Origin of the sequence: Mesorhizobium sp. M1273 (genome assembly GCF_040318195.1) — a bacterium.
GTDB lineage: Bacteria > Pseudomonadota > Alphaproteobacteria > Rhizobiales > Rhizobiaceae > Mesorhizobium.
The window spans coordinates 40,962-64,069 of record NZ_JAMYLV010000011.1; the positions used below are offsets into that span (position 1 = coordinate 40,962).

A 23,108-nucleotide genomic window follows, 5' to 3' on the forward strand; every position below is an offset into this window, starting at 1 on the left:
AGCACTTGTCTTATACCCATCGGGTGACAAGGCAGACCCATGGCTGTGATCCCGAAAATTCTCGTCGTCGCCGGTTCGGTGCGCAGCGGCGCCTATAGCGGCAGGACCGCCGACGTGGCACAGAAGGAACTTGCCATGCAGGGCGCCGAGGTGACCCGCATCTCGCTCGCCGACTATCCGTTGCCGATCCTCGACCAGGATTTGGAAAAGGAAGAAGGCATTCCCGACAATGCTTTCAAGCTCGGCCGGATGATCGCCGCCCATGACGGGCTGCTGATCGCGACGCCCGAATATAACGGCTCCATTCCACCGTTGCTCAAGAACAGCATCGACTGGGTGAGCCAGCTGCGCAAGGATGGCGGCCGGACGTTCAGGCCGCTTGCCGGCAAGGTCGCCGGCCTCTGCTCGTCTTCCAACGGACCCTTCGGAGGGATACGCTGCATCAACCATCTGCGCGCCGTTCTGGTGCGCTGCCGGATGGAGGTGGTGACACCGGAATGCTCGGTGCCGGAGGGCGGCAACGCCTTCGACGACGAGGGCAACTTCCGGGACGAGAGACTACGCCAATCGATGGAGCACCTATGCCGAACGCTGATCGAAACCTCGCGCATGCTGTCGACGCGGATCGAGGCATGATCCCGGACGCCGCCCATGCCGACACGATGCAGGAAAGGCTGATCGTCGGCCTCGACCTGCCGACGCTGAAGGAAGCCGATAAGGCGGTGCGCGAGCTCGACGGGATCGTCTCCTTCTACAAGATCGGTTACCAGCTCGCCTTTGCCGGCGGGCTCGACTTCGCCCGCGAGCTGGCCAGCGGCGGCACCAGGATCTTTCTCGACATGAAGCTGCTCGACATCGACAACACCGTGGCCAAGGGGGTCGAAAACATCGCCAGGATGGGCATGAGCATGCTGACCATCCATGCCTATCCGAAGACGATGAAGGCGGCGGTCGAGGCTGCCAGGGGCAGCGACCTTTGCCTACTCGGGGTCACCGTGCTGACCTCGATGGACGAGCAGGACGTGATCGACGCCGGCTATGAGTATGATCCGCATACACTGGTGCTGAGGCGCTCCGAGCAGGCGCTGCATGCCGGCATGGGCGGCATCGTCTGCTCGGCCGAAGAAGCCGAGGCGGTGCGCCGCATCGTCGGCCCCGACCTGGCCGTGGTGACGCCGGGAATCCGGCCGAAGGGCAGCGACCATGGCGACCAGAAACGGGTGGTGACGCCGGCGCAGGCGATCCGCAACGGCTCCAGCCATCTCGTCATCGGCCGGCCGATCGTCGGAGCGGCCGACAGGCGGGCGGCGGCGGAAGCGATCCTCGATGAAATGCGCTCGGCCTGAGGACCAATTCCGAAACTTGCTCCTGCAGCCGTCTGACGGCGTTTTCTCCGCTTCCGGTGCTCACGTACTTTAAGTACGCTCCGCTCCGGCACTCGAAAACACCCCCAGCCATCTCACCGGAGCGACTTTCAACATCGGTCCGCGCACGGCCAAAAACCAGGAGAAATACCATGCCCAAGGGATACTGGATCGCTCGCGTCGACGTGCGCGATGCGGAAGGCTACAAGGACTATGTCGCAGCCGCCAAACCGGCCTTCGACCGCTTCGGCGCCAAGTTCCTGGCGCGTGGCGGCGCGCATGAGAAGGCCGAGGGGCCGGGCCGCGACCGCAACGTGATCATCGAGTTTCCGTCGCTTGCGGCGGCGCATGACTGCTACCACTCGCCCGAATACCAGCGCGCCGTCGCGATCCGCCAGAAGGTGGCCGAGGGCGAAATCGTGCTGGTCGAGGGGATTTAGGCGAGAAGCCGGTTCGCCGCTGCCTCCGCCATCGCGTCGGCGAGGCTCAAGCCCCATTGCTGGCGACAGTAATCGCGGAAATCGAAGCAGGGCAGGCCGGGGCAGACCTCGAACTCGATGAGGTGGACGCTGTCGTCGGCTTCGACCCGGAGGTCGATGGAAAAGACGTCGCGCAGGCCAAGCCCGACCATCAGGCGTTCGGCGATGCGACGGATTCTTGCATCGGCTTCAGGCTGGCTGCCGGCGACCGGCAGCAGCACCGGCTCGGTATATTTTCCCGCAGCTTTCGCCGCTGCGCCGGTATCGCCGTAAAGCGCCAAGCTGTCCGGCATGGTCTGGAAATCGCCGCCCGAATCGACAAAGGCGATGCCCAGCGCCTCGACGCCGGTATCCGGCCTCAATCCGAGAAAACTGGCGCGCGCGTTGCGGCCGGCGACATAGGGCTGGACGATGACATCGTCGCGATAGGCGGCGAAGACGCGCCGGCTAAGCTCCAGCGCATGGCCGAGATCGTGGCAGTGCGAATCCGGCCAGATGCCGATCTTGGCGCCGAGCCGGTTCGGCTTGACGAACCAGCCGGCGGGCGAGGCCGGTGGCGCGACCAGCCAGGCGCCGTCACGGGCAAGGCCCGCCCGTGGCATCGGCAGGCCAAGCGCGCCGAGCACGGCGCCGGACCGGAACTTGTCCTGACAGAGCGCGAACAGCGCATCGTCGGCGCCGATCGCCTTCACGCCATTCAGCCGTGCCAGAGCCGGTGCCGCGCCGCCGCGGAAATAGGCAATGCCGTCGGTCAGCGTCCAGACTAGCGTGGTCTTCGGATCCTCGCCGCCGAGAACTCTTGCGGCGTCGTCGAGCGCCACCGGCGCAAATGACAGGCCGCGCTTCTGGCAAGCGGCGGCAAGTGCGTCGAATTCAGCAGCGAAGTCGGTCGATTGCGCCAGATAGGAGGCGATTTCGGCGGCACGCTCCGGCACGTGGTTATCGGCGACCAGGCGATCGAAGCAAGCCTTTTCTGGCTCGTAGACAAGGATCAGCTTCGGCTCGCGGCTTGACATGATCGAAACGATTTCCCGGCAGCACGATTGCCTAAAGCAATTCCAGGAAAAGTGTGAAACGGTTTTCCGTCCGGAATTGCGTCAAAACAAAGAGATAGAGCGTTTCAGCGTTCCCGCGAAACGATGAACCGTTCTAGCATCGCACGGCGAATGCATTCGGCTTTCGCGGAACCGACGTCAGCCGGACGCCTGCACGACAGCAACGGCGCCATCTTCCTGGTTGACCATGATCTTTTCCGAAAACCGGTTCCCACTTTTCGGGATCATGGTCTAGCCAATCAGCACGCGTGGCTCGAAGCGACCATTGACTGGAATGTCGAGCATGAATGTCATGCCGGCTTGCGGGTCGAGCAGGCGCTGCTTCTCGCTTTTGCCCGACCAGGCGGAGGTGACCGCCAGCCGGTCGGCATTCCTGCCGACGAAAGCCGGACAGGAAGGCTGCGTCGCCGGCATCGCCACCGAACGGACGAGCTTGCCGTCGGGTCCATAGGCTTCGACGACGCTGCCGCCCCAGCAGGCGTTCCACAATATGCCGTCACGGTCGAGCACCGAACCATCGATATAGCCCTTGGCCGAACGGTGGTCGACGAAGACCTTCGGTTCGCCAACCGGCAGTCCGGTCACCGGATCGCAGCCGACGCGCATCAACAGCCCGGTGCTGGTGTCGGTGTAATAGGCGATCGTCCCATCCTCGGAAAAGCAGATCGAATTGGGCACCGTGACGTCGGCATAGAGCCGGCGCAGCTCGCCCTTGAAGAACCAGTAGATCGAACCGGCACCCTTCTCCTCGCCCTTGCCCATGGTGCCGACCCACAGCGCGCCGCAAGGGTGAACGCGTGAATCGTTCGAGCGGGTGACCGTATTGTCGGCCTCGATCGGCGTGTGCAGCGTCAGCTTGCCGGTCGCGACGTCGCGGACATGCAGACCGGTCTCGGTGGCGATCAGCTGGCGTTGGTCGTCGATGATGCAGATGGCGCTGGCCATCTGACCGAGCTCGTGGATTTTGACAGCACCGCCCGACAGGCGCTGTTCGAGGAGCTGGCCGTTGACGATGTCGAACCAGTAGAGCGTGTCGGTGGCAGGGTCATAGCTTGGTCCCTCGCCGAGTTGGCAGACATGGTCGGAAAAAACCGAAACAATGGTCTCGCTCATCATGCCGCTCCAAACGCCGCGTCCCAGGCCTGAACTGCGGCTTTCGCTCGCGCTGCCACTTCGTCGACGCTCATGCCCGGCTTGAAGAGGCTGGAGCCAAGACCGAAGACGCTGACGCCGGCTGCCTTGTAGCCGGCAAAATCCTTATCTGAAACGCCGCCGACCGCGCCGACCAGCACACTGGCCGGCAGCACCGCGCGCATCGCCGAAATGCCTGCCGCGCCAAGCACGCTCGCCGGGAAGAATTTCAATGCCGAGGCGCCGAGCCGGATTGCTTGAAATGCCTCGGTCGGCGTGAACACGCCGGGCATCGTCACCATGCCGTAGTGCATGGCCCGGCCCATGACCTCGGCATCGATATTGGGGCTGACCAGCAGCCGCCCGCCGGCCTTGTGCAGGCCGTCGACATCGGCGGCGCTGAGCACCGTGCCGGCACCGACCAAGGCCGTTGGAGGAAGCGCTCCGACAATGCTGGCGATGGAGGCGTAAGGATCGGGAGAGTTGAGCGGCACCTCGATCGCTTCGATACCGGCGCCGAAGATCGCCTGGCCGATCGCCACCGCCTCGCTTGGCTTGAGGCCACGCAGGATGGCGACCAGACCCCGCTCGAGCTTTGGAAAAGGTGCGGTTTCGGTCATGCGGCAACTCCATTTCCGGCGATCATGCCATTTTCGCGCGCGGCTTCGGCAAGACCGGCACGCACCGCCTCGTCGGCGTCGACCACCCTGACCGCGAGCCCGGCAAGGCCGAGCGCCTCGGCATAGAGCTTGCCGAGTGCGCCCGACGCGATCAGCACGACGGGCACGGCACTCGCCCCATAACGGCGATTTGCCGAAGCGATCTCGCCGCCGATCAGCAGGCCGGACAGGCACGCGGCGGCATCCTCGGGCTTCAGATCCTGCAGCAGGCTGGCGGCGCGGATCGAGAACAGTCTTGAACCGATGTCACCGCCTTCGGCCAACGCCTTCAGGCACCACTCCCGGAAAAATGGATTTTCGGCGGCAACCGGCTTCGGCGGCTCGCCCAGCGAATGGCGCAGGATCGAGTGCGCGGCCAGCACGGAAAACAGCTCGCCGGTCGGCCAGGTGCCGAAACCGGCAACAGAGCCGTCCTCGACCAGCACCCATTTCGAATGGGTGCCAGGCATGCAGACGAGGTGGCGTCCTTTTGCCGGCAAACCGGCGCCGGCAAGCTGGGTTTCCTCGCCGCGCATGACGTCAGGTGCATCGGCGAGGCGTTGGGCAAGGCCAGGCACGATGCGGATATCACGGCGCTGGCCGGGAATGCGGGCAGCGCCGGCGAGAATAGCGCCGATCGGCGCCGGCACGCTGACATAGGGTGCCTCCAGCCAGCCCTGGCGCGAACCGGCCATGCCGCAAATGATGACCGGCAGCGCCTCGGGAGCACCCAGGGCAGCCAGATGCCCTTCGAGAATGGACGAAAATCCTTTAGCCTGGGCGGTGATCAGCCCGTCATCGCCGCGCCGCTCGGCGAGAACCTTGCCGGCGCCGTCGAGCAGCCAGACCCTCATGCGGGTGGTGCCCCAGTCGACGGCCGCGACGGAAGCTGCCTTGCTCGATGAGATCACAGGAACCCCCCATCGACGATCAGCATCTGCGCGGTCAGCATGCGTGAGGCATCCGACGCCAGGAACAGCACGGTGCCGACAATGTCTTCCGGCTGCATCACCTCTTTGATGCACTGTTTGGCGACATGAGCGGCGAGCGCTTCTTCGGTGACCCAGAGCTTTCTCTGCCGCTCGGTGATCACCCAGCCGGGCGCGATCGCGTTGACACGGATGCCGTCGACGCCGAGCTTGCCGGCAAGACCCTTGGTGAGACCGACGATGCCGGCCTTGGCGGCGGTGTAGGCCGGCATATCGGGATGGTTGATGAGAAACGACGTCGAGGTGAAGTTGATGATCGAGCCGCCGCCGGCCCGCTTCATGCCCGGCGCCACCGCCTGTGCGCTGAAGAAATGCGGGCGCAGGTTGATGGCATGGTTGTTGTCCCAGAACTCCACCGTGACGTCTTCGACGGCATGGCGGTCATCCTGCGCGGCATTGTTGATCAGCACGGTCACGTCGCCATGCGCCTTGGCGGCTTTAGCCGCCGATAGCCGCAACGCCTCGATGTCGCGTATGTCGGTCTTGAGATAAAGCGGCCGCCGACCCAGCTCCTTCTCTAACCGATCGGCCAGCGCCAGGCTCGCACGGTCGGCAATATCGATGAAGGCGACGTTTGCCCCCTGGCGGACAAAGCCTTCTGTCAAGGCAGCACCAATGCCGGAGCCGCCGCCGGTGATCAGCACCGAAGCGCCTTCGAGGTCGGCAAAGCGTGCCGATGGCATCATGAAATTCTCTCCCGGTCCAATGATCTCGGTCGGCCGGCGCGCATCCTATCCAGCCATGTCGGGCGGGCAAGGGCGAAAGAGTGGATTATCAGGACTTATGTCCGACAAAAGGCCGCACGGGCCGCCGATCGATCAGCTGCCCAGCCGGACGCGGTACAATTCGACGGCGGCTCCGCTGGTCCCGGCAACCGGCTCAAGCCATTCCGGCACGCTGCCGCGCATCAGCCCGGCAAGAAAGCCTGCCGGCGCCTCGGCTGCGAGGAGCTTGCTTTCGGCGCTGCCGGGGCACAGCGCGACGAGGCCGACGTGATGATCCGCCAGGATGGTCCTGGCATCGGCATCGGACCCAAGGAAGGCATCGAGCGCCAGCAGGTTGCCGGCGACATTGCGATGATAAGGCCCGGCGAAGACGCGATGTCCGGAATAGGCCAGGATAGGCGATCCGAGATTGGAAATTGCCAGAACGGTGGTGCCGGGCAGGCGGCCGAGTGCCGCAAAGGAGGCCATGCGCTGGCAAGCGACATCGGCGCCGTCGCCATCATCGGCGGCGGTATTGCTGTCCTCGAAGGCGACCGAGGTTGCCGCGGCAGCCCCAGTCCAGACGGCATTCACTGAAACCAGCCAGACGGCGGCCATGCGCAGCGCCACGCCGCGCGACGGGCTGACCTCTGCCCGTTGACGCCATTTGGCAATCCAGGCGGCAAGCGGGATGACAGCGAAGGCGATCGAGAATGTCGAACCGCGCACCTGCCAGGCACTGACGATGAAGGCCACGGCAAGCAGCGCGCCGACAAGGCTGTCCTGCCGCCGCCAGCCGCCACGGCCAAGGCGAAGCGCCATCGGCACGAGCGCGATGAGCGGCGTGGCATAGCGCGCCACCACCCCGGCCGGATCTTCAGCGAGCAGCTTGAACAGCGACTGCGCCTCGTCGATGTGATCAAGCCATAGCTCCTTGAGGCGCGGATCGAGGTTGGCATAGGGCGCTGCCAGGCATTGTGGGAACAAAAAGACGATGACAGCGGCCAATACCAGGGCAAGCAGGCCAAGCGAGGCGAACCGCCATCGGCGCGTGCGGCCGGCCGGCTCGATCGACGCTATCGCCGCAAGGCCGGTTCCGGCAATCGACCCGACGACGAACTGCACGGTCGAGAAGGCGTCGCATTGCGCCTGACCCCAGGCCGACGGCGCAATGGTGGCGACAAAGACGAGAGCGGAGACGCCGGCAAAGCCGAGGCCGAAATCCCTGGCGATCAGCCTCTCGCCATTGGCGCCGAGGGCGAACAGCATGGCAACAGAGGCGCCGATGGTGGCCACATAAGGCGCGACCTCCATGCCGACGGCCAGCATCAATCCGGTGCACAGGCCGGAGAGCAATGCCGCCGGCCTGCGCGTTGGCGCTTCAAGCAACAGGCTCAGGCTGGCCATGCTCAGCATCAGCTGGACATTGTGGTGATCGAGCGCGCCAGGCGAAAAAATGCCGAGGAAATACAGTGCGGCAGCGCCGATCACGACAGCGGGCAGCACGGCGCTGTCACCGGCAAAGCTGCGCGCGGCGCGAGCCGTGAAAAATACGGTCAGGCAGAAGAGCAGCGCCGGCCACAGCACTTGCGCAACATTCTCGGCAAAGGCCGCGCTGCCGGTCAGGGCCGATACGGCGATGATGATGGCGGCGATCGGCGCATCGACCAGCCGCGACCAATGCATGACGAAACCGCCTTCCAGGCCCATCCTGTACTGGTGGAGATCGAACCACCTTTGGCCGGCCAGCATGTCGCGAACTTCGACGAGGCGCAGCAGATTGTCGTTGTCGCCGCCGGCATTGGTCAGTGCCGGGAAGCCGGCAAAGGCATTGACGGCAAGCGCCAGCGCCGTGGCGAGCAGCGCCAGCGCGATATCGGACCTCCAAATGGAGGCGCCATCGTCGGCTGTGCTCATATCGGGACCTTTGGAAGGAATACGGTGCGGTTTAAACCTAGCCTTAACAGCTTCAATAAATAGTAAAGCCGCCCGAGCGAGGCCGGCGTTTGAGCGGTCAGGGGCCTCACAAGGCATCCGGAGACGAAAATGCCACAAGAAGTGCGCCATGAGCCGAGCATCGCCGTGCTCCTGCCTTGCTACAATGAGGAGCTGACGATCGGCGAAGTGGTGCGGCGCTTTCGCGAAACGCTGCCTGCCGCAGCGATCTATGTCTACGACAACAATTCGCGCGACCTGACGGCGCTCCGAGCCCGCGCCGCCGGCGCCATCGTGGTGCGCGAGCCGCGCCAGGGCAAAGGCAATGTCGTGCGCCGCATGTTCGCCGACATCGAGGCCGACATCTACCTGATGGCCGACGGCGACGGCACCTATGCGCCGGAGGACGCGCCGCAACTGATCAACACGCTGCTGACCGAGCGCTCCGACATGGTGGTGGGCACCAGGCGCGGTGTCGCCAACGACGCCGGCAGGACAGGCCACGCCTTCGGCAACCGCATCTTCAACAGCCTCTACAAACGTTTATTTGGCTCGGACTTTACCGATATCTTCTCGGGTTACCGCGCCTTCACCAGGCGCTTCGTCAAGAGTTTTCCCGCCGTTTCCGGCGGTTTCGAGATCGAGACCGAAATGTCGGTGCACGCCTCGCAGCTCAAATTGCCGGTCAGCGAGATCGGACTCGACTATGGCCGCCGGCCGGAAGGCTCCTCGTCGAAGCTGTCGACCTTTCGCGACGGCGCGAAGATCCTGTGGATGTTCGCCATGCTGATGAAGGAGACGCAGCCGCTGCGTTTCTTCGGCGCTTTTTCGGTGTTCTTCCTGGCATCAAGCCTGTTTCTGATGGCGCCGGTGCTGATCGAGTTCGCCGAAACCGGGCTTGTGCCGCGCATGCCGACGTGGGTGCTGTCGGTCGGGCTGCTGCTGCTGTCGATGCTGGCGGCGGTGACCGGGGTAATCCTCGATTCGGTGTCGCGCGGCCGGGCCGAGCAGAAGCGCATCTTCTATCTGTCGATGCCTTCCGGCCGCGTCGAACGCGAACGCGCAAGTGCGCTCGCGACTTTGAAGACCGGACCGCGCAAGACCCCACGGGCGGCTTAGAGCCCTAAATGGGACGCCTCGCCCGCTTCATGGTCGCCGGCGGCATCGGCTTCGTCGCCGACGCGGCGGCGCTTTGGCTGGTGCTGGCGACAACGCCGCTTGGCCCCTTCGCAGCCCGCATCATCTCGATCGGTTTTGCCCTGTCCGTCACCTGGCTGATCAATCGCCATCTGACCTTCTCGCCTTCCAGCCGCGGCGTCGCGCAAGAGGGCGCACGCTATGGCGGCGTCGGCATCGCCACCAGCCTCGTCAATTATCTCGTCTATTGCGCCATGCTGTTCGCGCTGCCGATGGTGCCGCCGCTCGTCGCCCTTGCGGTCGCCTCGCTGGTTGCCATGGCGCTGTCCTTCCTCGGCTATTCCAAGCTGGTCTTCGACCGCTGAACGCACATCGCATTGGGGTCTGCGCCAGAAGCGCAGCCTCATCATGACCTTGGCCGATTGGCAGAGGCCGCCGATTTCCTTATATCGCTCTCGTCGATGCATCGGCCCGAAAAATCGGAAACGATTTTCGGAAAGCACGATGCATGGATTCAAAGTGTTGGAGCGTATGTGCGTCCGGGTGGACGCACGTTTGTTGCAACTGCGCCGGAGAGCACCCATGCCCCTGAAAGTCGCCGTCCAGATGGACCACATCTCTACCGTGTCGATTGCCGGCGACACGTCGTTTGCGCTGTCGCTGGAAGCGCAGCGGCGCGGGCACCAGCTGTTCCACTACACGCCCGACCGGCTGTCGCTGCGCGAAGGCAAGGTGTTTGCCCGTATCGAGGCGATGCAGGTCCGCGACGAGAAGGGCAACCATTATTCGCTGGGCGAGAAGGTGCGCACCGACCTTGCGGAGATGGACGTCATCCTTTTGCGGCAGGATCCGCCCTTCGACATGAACTACATCACCACCACGCATATCCTCGAGCGCATCCATCCGAAGACGCTGGTGGTCAACGACCCGGCCTGGGTGCGCAACAGCCCGGAAAAGATCTTCGTCACCGAATTTCCCGACCTGATGCCGGACACGCTGATCACCAAGGACCCGCTCGAGGTCGCCGCCTTTCGCAAGGAGTTCGGCGATATCATCGTCAAGCCGCTCTACGGCAATGGCGGCGCCGGCATCTTTCACCTGCACGAGGCCGACCGCAACCTCGCCTCGCTGCTCGAAATGTTCGGCCAGTTGTTCCGCGAACCCTACATCGTGCAGCGCTACCTCAAGGAGGTGCGGGGTGGCGACAAGCGCATCATCCTGATTGACGGCGAGCCTGTCGGCGCCATCAACCGCGTGCCGGCCGAGCATGATTCGCGCTCCAACATGCATGTCGGCGGCCGCGCCGAAAAGACCGAATTGACGGAACGCGAACGCGAGATCTGTGCCCGCATCGGCCCCGCGCTGAAGGAGCGCGGCTTCATCCTCGTCGGCATCGACGTCATCGGCGACTACATGACCGAGATCAACGTGACCTCACCGACCGGCATACGCGAAGTGCAGCGCTTCGGCGGCGCCGACATCGCCAGCCTGTTCTGGGATGCCGTGGAGGAGAAGCGCAACTAGCGTACATTGCTTCTGGAAGCGGCCGCGTTCCGGACCATTGCAGCCGTGGCGCTCAGCTGTTCCCCAAATGTTCTTGCCTTCGCCGGAAATCTGTGGTTGTCTCCGGTGACGCCGTTCGCGGCATGATCGCAAAGGCTTGGGGCAAAGCCTGCATCCGGGTGAAGACATGGTGGCGCGGGTTCGCACGGTTGCTTTCCAGGGCATCGAGGCCGTGCCGGTCGACGTGCAGGTGATGATCGCGCCGGGCAAGGTCAACATGCACATCGTCGGGCTGGCCGACAAGGCTGTCGCCGAAAGCCGCGAGCGGGTGCAGGCAGCGCTGCATGCATCCGGCCTGTCGATGCCGTCGAAGAAGGTCACCGTCAATCTGGCGCCCGCCGACCTGCCCAAGGAAGGCAGCCACTACGATCTGCCGATCGCGCTCGGGCTGATGGCGGCGCTCGGCGCCATTCCGGGCGACATGCTGGCCGGCTATGTCGTGCTTGGCGAATTGTCGCTCGACGGAACCATTGCCGCGGTGGCCGGCGCGCTGCCGGCGGCAATCGGTGCCAACGCCGAAGGCAAGGGCTTGATCTGCCCGTTCGCCTGCGGGCCGGAAGCGGCCTGGGCCGGCAAGGATTTCGACATATTGGCGCCGCGCAGCCTGATCGCCATCGCCAATCATTTTCGCGGTACGCAGGTTCTGTCGCGGCCGGAAGCCGGCATCCATGCCGCGGCGCGCGACCTGCCCGACCTCGCCGACATCAAGGGCCAGGAGACCGCCAAGCGGGCGCTGGAGGTGGCGGCCGCCGGCGGCCACAATCTTTTGATGGTCGGACCGCCGGGGTCGGGAAAGTCGATGCTGGCGCAGCGGCTGCCGTCGATCCTGCCGCCGCTGGCGCCCAAGGAATTGCTCGAAGTCTCGATGATCGCCTCGGTGGCCGGCGAACTCCGCGAAGGAAAACTCACCGACCGGCGGCCGTTCCGCGCGCCGCATCATTCGGCCTCGATGGCGGCGATGGTCGGCGGCGGTCTGCGCGTGCGGCCGGGCGAGGCCTCGCTTGCCCATCACGGCGTGCTGTTCCTCGACGAGTTCCCCGAATTCTCGCCGCAGGCGCTCGATGCACTGCGCCAGCCGCTCGAGACCGGCGACTGCATGATTGCGCGCGCCAATCATCGCGTCACCTATCCGGCGCGTATCCAGCTGGTCGCGGCGATGAACCCGTGCCGTTGCGGCATGGCCGGCGAGCCGGGCTATCGCTGCCTGCGCGGCGATCGCTGCCGCACCGACTACCAGGCGCGCATTTCCGGCCCGCTGCTCGACCGTATCGATCTCAGGATCGAGGTGCCGGCGGTCTCGGCCAGCGATCTGATCCGGCCGGACCGGGCCGAGAAAAGTGCCGCCGTCGCACTACGTGTTGCCCGCGCCCGTACGATCCAGCGCGAGCGCTTCGAGCGGCTCGGCGCGACCGCCACCACCAACGCCCATTGCTCGCCGTCAGTCATCGAGGAGATCGCCATGCCCGATGCCGCCGGCCTGTCGCTGCTCAGGGACGCCAGCGAAAAGCTCGGCTTTTCCGCACGAGCCTATCACCGCGTCTTGAAGGTGGCGCGGACCCTGGCCGATCTCGAGGCCAGCGAGACGGTCGGCCGCATCCATCTGGCCGAAGCGATTTCCTACCGCATGAGCTCGGAACGGATGGCGCAGGCGGCGTGACGTTCCCCTCCCCGTTGAGGGGAGGGTGGCCGCGAAGCGGCCGGGTGGGGTCGCCGGTGAGACGCTCGGCCTGTCGCATTTCGAAACCGGCCGAGGTGCGGAGCGTTGCGATGTTCCTCCTAAGGCGCACCGTCAGAATTGGGTTGGCGCACTGCATTGGCGACCCCACCCGGCCCTTCGGCCCACCCACCCCTCAAGGGGGAGGGGGACGCCGGCGCTTACCCTTGGCCGGCGTGCATCGTTGCTTTCGGTTCAGCCGTTATCCCGCGCCTTCAGCTCCAGCCGCCGTGCGTGCAGCACTGGCTCGGTGTAGCCGTTGGGCTGGATGCGGCCTTTGAAGACCAGGTCGCAGGCGGCGAGGAAGGCGATGGACTTGTCGAAATCCGGCGCCATCGGCCGGTAGAGCAGATCGCCTTGGTTCTGGCGGTCGACGATCGCCGCCATGCGTTTCATCGTCTCCATGACCTGCTCGGGGGTGCAGACGCCGTGATGCAGCCAGTTGGCGATGTGCTGCGAGGAGATGCGCAGCGTGGCGCGGTCCTCCATCAGGCCGACGTCGTTTATGTCAGGCACTTTCGAACAGCCGACGCCCTGGTCGATCCAGCGCACGACATAGCCCAGAATGCCTTGCGCATTGTTGTCGAGTTCCTTCTGGACGTCTTCAGGCGACCAGTCCGGCCGCCTTGCTACCGGCACCGACAGGATGTCGTCCAGTTTCGCCTTGGGCCGGCTCTTCAGCGCCGCCTGGACGGCGTGGACATCGACCTTGTGGTAGTGCGTGGCGTGCAGTGTCGCCGCCGTCGGCGACGGCACCCAGGCGGTGTTGGCGCCGGCCTTGGGATGCGCGATTTTCTCGGCCAGCATCGCCGCCATAAGGTCGGGCATCGCCCACATGCCCTTGCCTATCTGGGCGTGGCCGGCCAACCCACATTCCAGCCCGATGTCGACGTTCCAGGCTTCGTAGGCGGCAATCCAGGCGGCCTGCTTCATGTCGCCCTTGCGGATCATCGGGCCGGCCTCCATTGAGGTGTGGATCTCGTCGCCGGTGCGGTCGAGGAAGCCGGTGTTGATGAAGACGACGCGTTCTTTCGCGGCGCGGATCGCCTCCTTGAGGTTGACGGTGGTGCGCCGCTCCTCGTCCATGATGCCCATCTTGATGGTGTTTTTGGGCACGCCGAGCAGCGCCTCGACGCGGTCGAAAATCTCGACGGCGAAGGCAACTTCGTCGGGCCCGTGCATCTTGGGCTTTACGATGTACATCGAGCCGGCGCGAGAATTGGCGCGGCGCCCGTTCACGCCGATGTCATGCAGCGCGATCAGCGCCGTCAGCGCCGCATCCATGATGCCTTCCGGCACCTCGTTGCCGTCGCGGTCCGATATCGCCGGATTGGTCATAAGGTGGCCGACATTCCTGACCAGCATCAGCGAGCGGCCGGGCAAGGTCAGCGTGCCGCCATCGGGCGCGGTATAGGTGCGGTCGGGGTTGAGCCTGCGGACAAAGCTCTTGCCGGCCTTGGTGATCTCCTCCGCCAAGTCGCCCTTCATCAGGCCGAGCCAGTTGCGGTAGACCAGCACCTTGTCCTGCGCATCCACTGCGGCGATCGAATCCTCGCAGTCCTGGATGGTGGTCAGTGCCGATTCCAGCACGACATCGGCAATGCCGGCCGGATCGGTGCGGCCGATCTGGTTGTTGCGGTCGATGACGATTTCGATGTGCAGGCCGTTCTTGGTGAGCAGCACGGCTTCAGGGTCGGCGGCATCGCCGCGATAGCCGGCAAACTGTCTGAGGTCGGCAAGCGTGGTGGCGCCGGCACCCTCGCCGAGCCGCAACATGCCGTTGGCGACCGAAAGCCCGTTGACGCCGGCCCATTTGCCTGTCGTGAGCGGCACCGCCTCGTCGAAGAAGCTTTTCACCCAGGCGACGACCTTGGCGCCGCGCGCCGGATTGAATTTGTTGCCTCGCTCGGCGCCGTCCGTCTCCGGGATGACGTCGGTTCCGTAGAGCGCATCGTACAGCGAGCCCCAGCGCGCATTGGCAGCATTCAGCGCATAACGCGCGTTCATCACCGGCACCACCAACTGCGGCCCGGCAACCAAAGCGATTTCCGGGTCGACATTTTCGGTGGTCACGCTGAACGCCGGCCCCTCGGGCAGGAGATAGCCGATCTCGCGCAGGAAGCTCGTGTAGGCCTCCATGTCGACGGGCGCGCCATTGTCGCGATACCAGCGGTCGAGTTTGTCCTGCATGGCATCGCGCTTTTCGAGCAGCGCCCGATTTTTTGGCGAGAGATCATGGACGATCGCCGAAAAACCGCTCCAGAATGCCTCCGCTTCAATGCCGGTGCCCGGCAGCGCCTCGTTCACGACGAAATCATGAAGCTCGCGGGCAATCCGCAATCCGGCGATCTCGACGCGATCGGTCATCAGGGCTTCTCCAGACGAAAGGCTAGGCCGGGCCTTTGGCATGTCACGGTGGCAGGGTCAATTCAGCTCAGGGTGAAGGTAGGGCGTTTTCGCTGCCGATCTCCCCCTTGAGGAGGGCGATTACGCGCTCACACCGCAATCCTTGGCCGTCCCGACGCCACCGCCACGACGTGCGCCTCGATGAACATGCGCTGGCCCTCTACGGTGGAGACGCGGTATTCGCTGGCGATTTCGATCTCGGCGCTGTCGGTGCCGGCGTCCTTCGCCCGCCCGGCGGCAATCGCCCGCACATCCTTCTCCGCCGCGGCGATTGCCGCCGCCTCGTCGTTGAAATCGCGCACGCTTTCGCCTGAGGCGACGCGGAATAGCCCTTCCTTGGGCTGGCTGACCCGCGCCTCGGCCGATACCCGGACCTGGCCGACGACGGCGCCGAGCGCGTTGGCGACATCGGTATCCTGCGGCACCACGCATCGATTGCCGACCAGCTCGGCCAGACCGGCATAATGCAGCGGCGCCGAGGCGCCGAGGCCGATCACCGGACGGTCGAGCGCGACGCTCAAGCGGGCGATGCCGGGATGCGCGTCGACGGCGCGCTGGACCAGGGCATGGGCGACGGTCGCAGCGCCATCCAGCCCGTCCTCGGCAAAGGCGGTTTCGAGGATGACTTCGGCCGACAGGCGGGTCAGCGCGGTCAGCACCCGTTCCGAGATCGCCTCCGGCGAGGCGGCGATGAACTGGCCGCGGCCGTCGCGCCTGCGCGCGAACAGCTCGGCACCCAGACGCGCCGCGGCCGCATCCCAATTGGCCTGCCTGCCCAGCACATGCGCCGCATCCGACGGCGTGAAGCCGGCGACATGCACCAGCCCGCGCGACACCAGCCGGTTCAAGGTGGCGTTCTGGGCGTTCGAGGTCAGCAATCTGTCTAGAGCCTGCGGCACAGCACCGATCAGCTCGTAAAGCTTGGCTTCGGCACCGGTCAGTCCGGCCGCCAGCCGCTCCGGCACGCCGGTGCGCACCGCCAGCCGACCATCCATGCGGCCGGGGTTGGGCGCGCGCAGCTGGCGTTCGAGCTCTGATGTGACGGCCTCGCCATGCATCAAGCCGGCCAGCGCCAGCGGCACCAGGCGGCGCGGGCCGAGCAGGATCTTCGGGCTGAGCGCGCCGTCCTCCAGCGCCACTTCGGAATCGCCGCCGAGCCCAAAAGTGCGCATGGCGACGGCCTCGACCATGGTGCGGAAACCGCCGACGGTGGCGCCTTCCGGATCAAGCCGCGGCCGGCCCTTGTCGAGCACGGCGACATCGGTGGTGGTGCCGCCGATATCGGAGACCACGGCATCGTCGAGGCCGGTCATGTGGCGGGCACCGACGAGGCTGGCGGCCGGGCCGGACAGGATGGTCTCGATCGGCCGCTGGCGGGCAAAGGCAGCCGAGACCAGAGCGCCGTCGCCGCGCACCACCATCAGCGGGGCGGCAATGTTGCGCGCGGCCAAAAAGCCTTCCGTTGCCGCGACCAGCCGGTCGATCATCGAGATCAGCCTGGCGTTGAGCAATGTCGTCAGCGCCCGGCGCGGGCCGCCGAGCTTGGCCGACAGTTCGTGGCTGGCGGTGACCGGCAGGCCGGTCCTGTCGCGGATCAGGTTCCGCGCGCTTAGCTCATGCGCCGGGTTGCGGGTGGCGAAATAGGCGCAGACGGCAAAGCCGGACACCGACTTTTCCAGTTCCGGCAAAGCTGCCTCCAGCCCGGACAGATCGAGCTTTGCCGCATTGCCGTGGACATCGTGGCCGCCGGGGCAGAACACCACCGGGTCGGTGCCAAGCGCCGCCTTCAGCCCGTCGCGGGCAAGGTCGCCCTCGGCAAAGCCGATCATCACCAGCGCCACGCGGCCGCCCTGGCCCTCGACCAGCGCGTTGGTGGCTAGCGTCGTCGACATAGATACCAGTTTGATCGCTGCCGGGTCGGTGCCGGCCATTTCGAGCACCGCATCGACCGCGCCGGAGATGCCGACCGCCAGATCATGCCGCGTGGTCAGCGCCTTGGCCTTGGCCAGCACCTTGCCGCTTGGCCCGCCGGCCTCCGACCACAGCACGGCGTCGGTATAGGTGCCGCCGGTGTCGATGCCGAGGAACAGGGGTGAGGGTTTGGGCTTGGCGGTCATTGGCGGGTCCGGAGAATTCGTCTCCGCCCCTTAGCGGATATGAACGGGCCGATAAAGGCACGAGCGCTGGGCCAAGGCAGCGTAATCTCCCCCCTCGAGGGGGAGATGGCCGGCAGGCCAGAGGGGGTCGTCTCGCGTGGAGCGCCGGCATTCTCTGGCCGCGATGGCGTTGGCGTCGGGACGTACCGACCCCCTCTGTCGCCTTCGGCGACATCTCCCCCTCGAGGGGGGAGATCGCTAGGCTAGCCGACAAACCCCACGCGCTTGTGCGAGCCATCGCAGAACGGCTTGTTGGCGGAGTGGCCACAGCGGCAGAGGAAGGTGCGTTGCGTGCGGTCGACCGTGTGGCCGGTGCCGGTGACGATTTCGACATTGCCTTCGAGCTTGAGCGGGCCGTCGGTCGTCGGTGTGACGGTCAGCGGGCCATTCCGCACCTCCAGCGCCGGCGCGTCCTTCAGCGCCGGCTCGCCGGTGGCGGTGAAGCCCGATTTGGTGTGGCTGCCGTCGCAGAACGGCTTGTTTTCCGAGGCGCCGCAGCGGCAGAGCGTGGCGCGGTAAAACGTTTCGCCGCCCAACACGATCTCGGCATGGACGGCAAGCGGGCCGTTTTCGCGGATGCGCACAATGTTGACCACCGGCGGCTGTTCCTGCGGCCCGCCATCCTTGCGGACATAGGTGATGGCGCCGGACGGGCAGGCTTCGGCGAGCGCCACGATCTTCTCGACGCTGGCCGCCTCGGGGTGGATCCACTGGCCGGGCGCGTTGGGCACGAAAACATGCGGATCGCCAAGCACGCAGTTGCGCGAATGGATGCAACGTTTTCCCGAAAAGCCGATGTCGATCTTCTCGCCTTCGACCACTGCCATGGGTGGGTCTCCTGTCGGACTACGCTATGGCGACAGTCAGGACGACGTCAAGGCAGCATTCTCCCCCTCGTGAGGGCCGACCTCGGGCGCGGCGGGAAGGGAATTCCCATTTTTTGCTCGCAGCACCACATTTTGTTCTTGCTTTGTGCCGGCAGCTATGCTACTAATTTGGGTATGGTGCCAATTGGCTCCAACGACCCGCCTGCCGAGGCGGGTTTTTTGTTTCAGCTTTGAAATTCCGTCGCCAGCCTGCACTCGCGGGACGGCCCTCTCCCCCCTCGAGGGCAGGGCAATCGCATTTGGATTCTTACGAAGATGGACCCCCACCCTAACCCTCCCCACAAGGGGGAGGGAATGCTGCCGCGCGCCCTTACTTCCCCTTTTTGGCGCCGAAAGGCAGGCAATTTACCGAGGTCAGCGCCAACGGAAGTCTCCCTCCCCCTTGTGGGGAGGGGTTAGGGGTGGGGGTACATCGTAGAGCGAAAGCCTCGGCTTTCCATCTGCAATAGCCCTGCCCTCGAGGGGGAGATGGCCGCGCAGCGGCCAGAGGGGGTCGGCACGACCGGACTCGGCCTGCTGCTGCAGAACAGGTTGGCGCTCTATGCGCGGCGACCCCCTCTGTCGCCTTTGGCGACATCTCCCCCTAAAGGGGGGAGATCTGCCACGTCACGGAACCAGATCGATTTCTTCGGTCTCGCCGCCACTGCAGGTGTAGCAGCAATCGTCGCACTTTTCCGTATTGCCGGGGCCGACGCCCCAATAGGTATTCTCGTCGCCATCGACCCAGGCGCCGTAGCAGATCGATTCGCCGTCACTGCAGGACAGCGGGATCGCCTTGGTCTCGCCGTCGTTGAGATAATAATCCTGATTGTTGCCCGGCCAGACATGATCGCGGTCCTGGCTGTAGAGCTCGACGCGCATGGCGTTCGGATGGCTGTTCTTGATCTCGAAGGTGACATCGCCGGCATGCGCGACGGGCGCAAACAGCGTGACAATGAACAGCGACGCGGCGACGCGGCGCCCGAAAGCGTAGGACGACATGATGATTTCCCCCCGGAATGAAGCGGCCTGCCCGGCCGCGAGCGAGAACATGGCATGGCGGCGGGATGGGTGGAAGGGGGTGCGCCAGTTGCACATCGCGAAAGCGCAGCGTTGCCAAGGAAGACCCCTCTCCGGTTTGCTTCGCAAACCACCTCTCCCCACTTCGTGGGGCGAGGAATGCCAATCACCGAAGCCTCACAAGACCTGGGTTCCTCGCCCCCACAAAGTGGGGAGCCGCGAAGCGGCCGGAGAGGGGGCGGTCCGACTGGCCTCACCGGCTGGGCTTCAGCAGCGTCCAGATCCAGCCGATGAATGTGAGCACCAGGAAGGGATATCCGGCAGCGGGCAGCGGCGCCGAGGTCGGCAGCAAAGGCGCACCCCACAGGATCAGGCCGGCCGACACGACGAACAGCACAGCCGCCACGACAGCGGTAAGCCGCATCCATAGAGCGAAGGTTTTCGGCGCGCTGACCATGACCAGCGCCGCCGCCCAAAGCGAGATACCGCCGACATAGGAGGGCACGCTGGCCTCAAGCCCCGCCGCATTGCCGGAGAGCAGCAGGCTTTCGCCGGCGAGAAAGGTCAAAAATCCAGCCGCCACGCAGTCATTGCCCTGGCGCTGATATTTCATCGTCAGCAGCGCCGTCGCCACCACGAGCGCCACGCCATCGATCGCCCAGAGCGTTTCACGGAGCGGGGCGCTGTCAACGAAAGTGCCTGCCAAGCCGAAGGCCCCACCGATGGCGAGGCCAATCGCTGCGACGATGTCCAAAGTGGAACGCATCTATTTTGGCTCCAAAGTGCTTCTCGAAGATGAGACATGCGAACAGTTCTGACGTTCTCCATTGACCGACAATGGGGTCGTGACAGGCTGGCCGCCCACGCGAAGGGTCCATCCTTAGACGTGGCGCCCAACCGCGTTAGGCAATCCAAACGTGAATTGCGAAAGATCTTATTTCGTAAGGGGCAGCCAGCCAAGCTTATCCAAAGCCTCCCGAAGCGCTATTCTTCGACGCGGCAAACCATCCACAAACAACGATCGCAGACCGCGTCGACCCCTTTGAACTCTTACCACATATTCCAACAATCGTACCTTCGGCAAATATCGGGAAAGGTACAATGACGTTACTATAACACCAGCAGTCGTTGCGACCAATAGCAAACCGGTTTTTGCCGCCTTATCAATACCTATTGATGGGATCGCAACAGTAAGTGCAGCGGCTACTCCTACAGCACTACCTAACCCCAATACAGCCACAAATATCGCTCCACCCGATCTCCCGCCCACACTATTAGCAGACGAGTATATGACGTCAAGTAGGTCATCAATTACTATAAAACTAATACCTATCCGAACATTTAGCCGCTCTTTAAGCCAGCGCGACAATCTATTCGCCTCAATTACTGTTGACAAAACTGTAAGATCAAGAATAATTATCGTCTTTACAATGACATTGTTGAACCAACGAAAATCTGATCCGCACACCTCAGAAAAGTAGACGATAGCATTTGGCTCGCGCAAAACGTTCCTCGCGATGATCGAGTCATTCCTATCGGGACCGAGCACAAGTACTCGCATTCGCGATCCAGGTATTGTTGCCTCGTATGCTGTCTTAGCTATTATATATTCATAGTATTGTTTGTGCGGCAACCGAAGATTATTGACACCACCAACAGGGTCGCTAACAAATAGTCCAGCACTGGCAATCTCGTTGGAAATTATCTCAGAGAACTCGGCATCCGTGATATCTTTAAATTTCACCTCTATTCGCCGGATCGCTTCAACCGTGGCCGAAGAGGTTCCTAATGACTGGAATACCCGAAACACGTTCCTATAGCTATCAGATATCACCCTATCAAATCTGGTTCTTGTTATAGTGTTTCTTGCATCATTATTGATCATGTCCCAAACCAGTAAGCTTGTCAAAACCTCTCTGAGCTCTCGCGGCAGCACAAGGTAAGTCGCTCCTGGAGAAGCTCCAGTAACACGCTGGTAAGACTCAATTTCCGCCTCTTTTCTTTGGTAGACGGCATCTAGATAACGCTCTATGAGAATAGCGTCGGTAAGTTTTTGCCCCCTACGCTGAAGTTCTTCGATCTCTGGCCAGATGGTTGCTACCACTGGCAACATCGATGGCCTCGATACTATGTCACGGAAACTGGTGTGCTCTTCCGCCGCGACAAGAACTGATTTGGCCATTTCCGCATCGAAGCCCGAGAGCGCCTTCATAACCTCATCTGGCTCTAGCCGATCAATCTCCCAAAGATCTGTATAGGCGTTCCCTGCCGCCCCCTTTGATCGGTCAACACGCAGCGTTGTGTTCTTCTCTACCTCATCGATAAAAAAGTTGGGGCGGCCGGTAAAAATCAACTTGGTTCCCGGGTACGCCAGTCGCCAAAGCGCGTTGAAGTGTTCATGCCGATCGTAGGCTCGCCCAGCATTTCGAAGTTCGTCAAAACCCTCAAAAATCAGTACTGCCTCGCCGGCTTGTATTAAATTGTAAATTCGACGGGGATCTAGACCGAAGCGGCTGGCCCATGGCGCCAGAAACGAAGATGGGTCTGTCTCCGACGGGCTTTGGCTTCTAAGCTCTATCAATAGAGGCACCAAGCTGTTGGTCGGACCATGCTTTAAATAGGTACGCGCCCATTTTACACACAACGCGAGCATGGCAGTGCTCTTTCCCTGTCCGTACTCGCCTACGATAGCTAAGTGTCTGCGAGAACTTTCGCGTATCCAGCCGTCATATAGTCTTGCGAGATCATAACGCTCTTCACCATGCCTTTCGCGAATCACATGAGCGTTCACATAAGTGGATGAGAGAGTAGCCGATGTTCCCCCCAATGTTTCGTAGTCGAATCTGCGGATCAGATCGCCTGCGTATGCATCGAAGCTTAATCCCTTTCTTAACAGGGAATCCTTGCTCCAAACCTCAACGCTACACTCCTGTATGTTTTCTCGCTTTTCTACGTAAAACCTACTGTCAAACGCGGCGAACAACCTAACTCCCGTTAAATCGTACCCTTCATCAATCATGATACTTATTCTATCTGATATAGACGTGCTATTGTATTCGCCGGAAAAGATCATCAGGTATAGAGTTCTACGTTCATCGACTCTTGAAAAGTCAATAAATCCTACCCATGACGCTATTCTATCTCGCCATCCACCGTCTTCAATTAAGACCTCGGAAAAAGCGCTACAGAACAGGCTTCTCGCGAGGACGTTCCATTTCGGTGGAAGTGGCGCTTCGGCGGTCTGCTGCTTCCAATTTAGCGCGGCATCGCTCGCAATGAGATCTGGATGCCGCCTCACAATTCGAGTCGCCTCAGCAAAGGCCAGAAAGATTAAACTGTTGTCGCGATTTTGTTTAGCTAGTTCGCTAACCGTAATTGTGGGTCTAGTATCCCAAGATAGTATCGCCCTTTCGCCAAACCGCCATATCGCGCCAACAACCAGAAAAGCCACAGCTACGCCAAGTACGCCATAAAGATACGGCGGCCCCGGAGGTATGGTCGTCACGACTTGTCGCCCAGCTACTTGGTTTGTCACTACCAATATCGTTGATATTATTTCTAGGAATACTGATCCTGATAGAAAATTTAACAAAGACAAAAAGCATATAGTAATCGAAGTAACCACGAGAAGGGCAAACCTGGCCTTTGAAGCAGCCATGCGGATTTTTGAATATATTATGTAGGCGATCGATGCCGCAAGCAAAAAAGCAAGCAGAAAAGAAAACAAGTGATTGATTATTGTATCTGCCATGTTTCTGGCGCTCCCACACCGAAAGTACTTATTTTATTTTTCTGAGACGTGCATGACAAGCGCACAGAGTCGAAAAGTGAGCCTCGTGCGTAAGCGTATGATTGCTCTTCTGTAGATGCCCAGCGTCGGCAGGGCTTGGAGAGAACGCCTGTCGTTTGACCTAGCGTTCAAACGCTATC

The 23,108-nt window shown here is 62.9% G+C and carries 19 protein-coding genes; 7 read left to right on the forward strand and 12 right to left on the reverse strand.

Annotated features, from left to right (window positions below):
* Positions 1-39: 39 nt before the first annotated feature.
* The 3 genes from NKH30_RS14115 (at position 40) to NKH30_RS14125 (ending at position 1,804) form a co-directional block, all read left to right on the forward strand.
* Complete coding sequence (locus NKH30_RS14115) at positions 40-636, forward strand: NADPH-dependent FMN reductase (RefSeq protein ID WP_352995875.1); 597 nt, start codon at positions 40-42, stop codon at positions 634-636.
* Positions 633-1,346, forward strand: coding sequence for an orotidine-5'-phosphate decarboxylase (gene pyrF, locus NKH30_RS14120; protein WP_352995877.1), 714 nt, complete (start codon positions 633-635; stop codon positions 1,344-1,346). Before NKH30_RS14115 ends, pyrF begins: the two co-directional genes overlap by 4 nt.
* A 170-nt stretch (positions 1,347-1,516) precedes the next feature.
* Positions 1,517-1,804, forward strand: coding sequence for a DUF1330 domain-containing protein (locus NKH30_RS14125; protein ID WP_023679856.1), 288 nt, complete (start codon positions 1,517-1,519; stop codon positions 1,802-1,804).
* On the opposite strand, the gene NKH30_RS14130 is transcribed toward NKH30_RS14125, so the two are convergent.
* The 6 genes from NKH30_RS14130 to NKH30_RS14155 all read right to left on the reverse strand — a co-directional run bounded on the left by NKH30_RS14130 (position 1,801) and on the right by NKH30_RS14155 (position 8,298).
* On the reverse strand, positions 1,801-2,859 hold the full coding sequence (locus NKH30_RS14130; RefSeq protein ID WP_352995879.1) for a D-alanine--D-alanine ligase family protein: 1,059 nt from the start codon (positions 2,857-2,859) through the stop codon (positions 1,801-1,803). The genes NKH30_RS14125 and NKH30_RS14130 overlap by 4 nt on opposite strands.
* A 270-nt stretch (positions 2,860-3,129) precedes the next feature.
* A complete protein-coding gene (locus NKH30_RS14135; protein WP_352449619.1) occupies positions 3,130-4,011 on the reverse strand; it encodes an SMP-30/gluconolactonase/LRE family protein in 882 nt (293 codons plus the stop codon).
* A complete protein-coding gene (locus NKH30_RS14140) occupies positions 4,011-4,649 on the reverse strand; it encodes a 2-dehydro-3-deoxy-6-phosphogalactonate aldolase (RefSeq protein ID WP_352472811.1) in 639 nt (212 codons plus the stop codon). The genes NKH30_RS14135 and NKH30_RS14140 overlap by 1 nt, the downstream gene beginning before the upstream one ends.
* Positions 4,646-5,596 (reverse strand): 2-dehydro-3-deoxygalactonokinase, encoded by a 951-nt coding sequence (locus NKH30_RS14145; protein ID WP_502911474.1) that lies wholly within the window; start codon positions 5,594-5,596, stop codon positions 4,646-4,648. Before NKH30_RS14145 ends, NKH30_RS14140 begins: the two co-directional genes overlap by 4 nt.
* On the reverse strand, positions 5,596-6,363 hold the full coding sequence (locus tag NKH30_RS14150) for an SDR family NAD(P)-dependent oxidoreductase (RefSeq protein WP_352995883.1): 768 nt from the start codon (positions 6,361-6,363) through the stop codon (positions 5,596-5,598). Before NKH30_RS14150 ends, NKH30_RS14145 begins: the two co-directional genes overlap by 1 nt.
* A 132-nt stretch (positions 6,364-6,495) precedes the next feature.
* A complete protein-coding gene (locus NKH30_RS14155; RefSeq protein ID WP_352995885.1) occupies positions 6,496-8,298 on the reverse strand; it encodes a GtrA family protein in 1,803 nt (600 codons plus the stop codon).
* A gap of 129 nt (positions 8,299-8,427) precedes the next feature.
* Between NKH30_RS14155 and NKH30_RS14160 the strand changes: the two genes are divergently transcribed.
* The 4 genes from NKH30_RS14160 (at position 8,428) to NKH30_RS14175 (ending at position 12,673) form a co-directional block, all read left to right on the forward strand.
* Entirely contained in the window at positions 8,428-9,435 is a 1,008-nt protein-coding gene (locus NKH30_RS14160) for a glycosyltransferase (protein WP_352472814.1), read from the forward strand.
* Positions 9,436-9,443: 8 nt separating this feature from the next.
* The gene (locus NKH30_RS14165) at positions 9,444-9,818 is read left to right on the forward strand and encodes a GtrA family protein (RefSeq protein ID WP_352771437.1); all 375 of its coding nucleotides are present in this window, start codon (positions 9,444-9,446) and stop codon (positions 9,816-9,818) included.
* A 217-nt stretch (positions 9,819-10,035) separates the two neighbouring features.
* A complete protein-coding gene (gene gshB / locus NKH30_RS14170; protein ID WP_352491152.1) occupies positions 10,036-10,977 on the forward strand; it encodes a glutathione synthase in 942 nt (313 codons plus the stop codon).
* Positions 10,978-11,143: 166 nt separating this feature from the next.
* Complete coding sequence (locus NKH30_RS14175) at positions 11,144-12,673, forward strand: YifB family Mg chelatase-like AAA ATPase (RefSeq protein WP_352995888.1); 1,530 nt, start codon at positions 11,144-11,146, stop codon at positions 12,671-12,673.
* 252 nt (positions 12,674-12,925) lie between these two features.
* Here the strand turns inward: NKH30_RS14175 and NKH30_RS14180 are convergent, their stop codons facing one another.
* The 6 genes from NKH30_RS14180 to NKH30_RS14205 all read right to left on the reverse strand — a co-directional run bounded on the left by NKH30_RS14180 (position 12,926) and on the right by NKH30_RS14205 (position 22,929).
* Positions 12,926-15,097: a malate synthase G gene (locus tag NKH30_RS14180; RefSeq protein WP_352995890.1), complete on the reverse strand. Its 2,172-nt coding sequence runs from the start codon at positions 15,095-15,097 to the stop codon at positions 12,926-12,928.
* Positions 15,098-15,225: 128 nt separating this feature from the next.
* A complete protein-coding gene (locus tag NKH30_RS14185; protein ID WP_352702080.1) occupies positions 15,226-17,253 on the reverse strand; it encodes a hydantoinase/oxoprolinase N-terminal domain-containing protein in 2,028 nt (675 codons plus the stop codon).
* A 242-nt stretch (positions 17,254-17,495) separates the two neighbouring features.
* A complete protein-coding gene (locus tag NKH30_RS14190; RefSeq protein WP_352995892.1) occupies positions 17,496-18,119 on the reverse strand; it encodes a CDGSH iron-sulfur domain-containing protein in 624 nt (207 codons plus the stop codon).
* A 666-nt stretch (positions 18,120-18,785) separates the two neighbouring features.
* Positions 18,786-19,160: a hypothetical protein gene (locus NKH30_RS14195; RefSeq protein WP_352457282.1), complete on the reverse strand. Its 375-nt coding sequence runs from the start codon at positions 19,158-19,160 to the stop codon at positions 18,786-18,788.
* 271 nt (positions 19,161-19,431) lie between these two features.
* A complete protein-coding gene (locus tag NKH30_RS14200) occupies positions 19,432-19,944 on the reverse strand; it encodes a hypothetical protein (protein WP_352995894.1) in 513 nt (170 codons plus the stop codon).
* Positions 19,945-20,112: 168 nt separating this feature from the next.
* Positions 20,113-22,929 carry an NACHT domain-containing protein gene (locus NKH30_RS14205; RefSeq protein WP_352995896.1) on the reverse strand — a complete coding sequence of 939 codons (2,817 nt, stop codon included), beginning with the start codon at positions 22,927-22,929 and terminating at the stop codon, positions 20,113-20,115.
* Between the last annotated feature and the right edge of the window lie 179 nt (positions 22,930-23,108).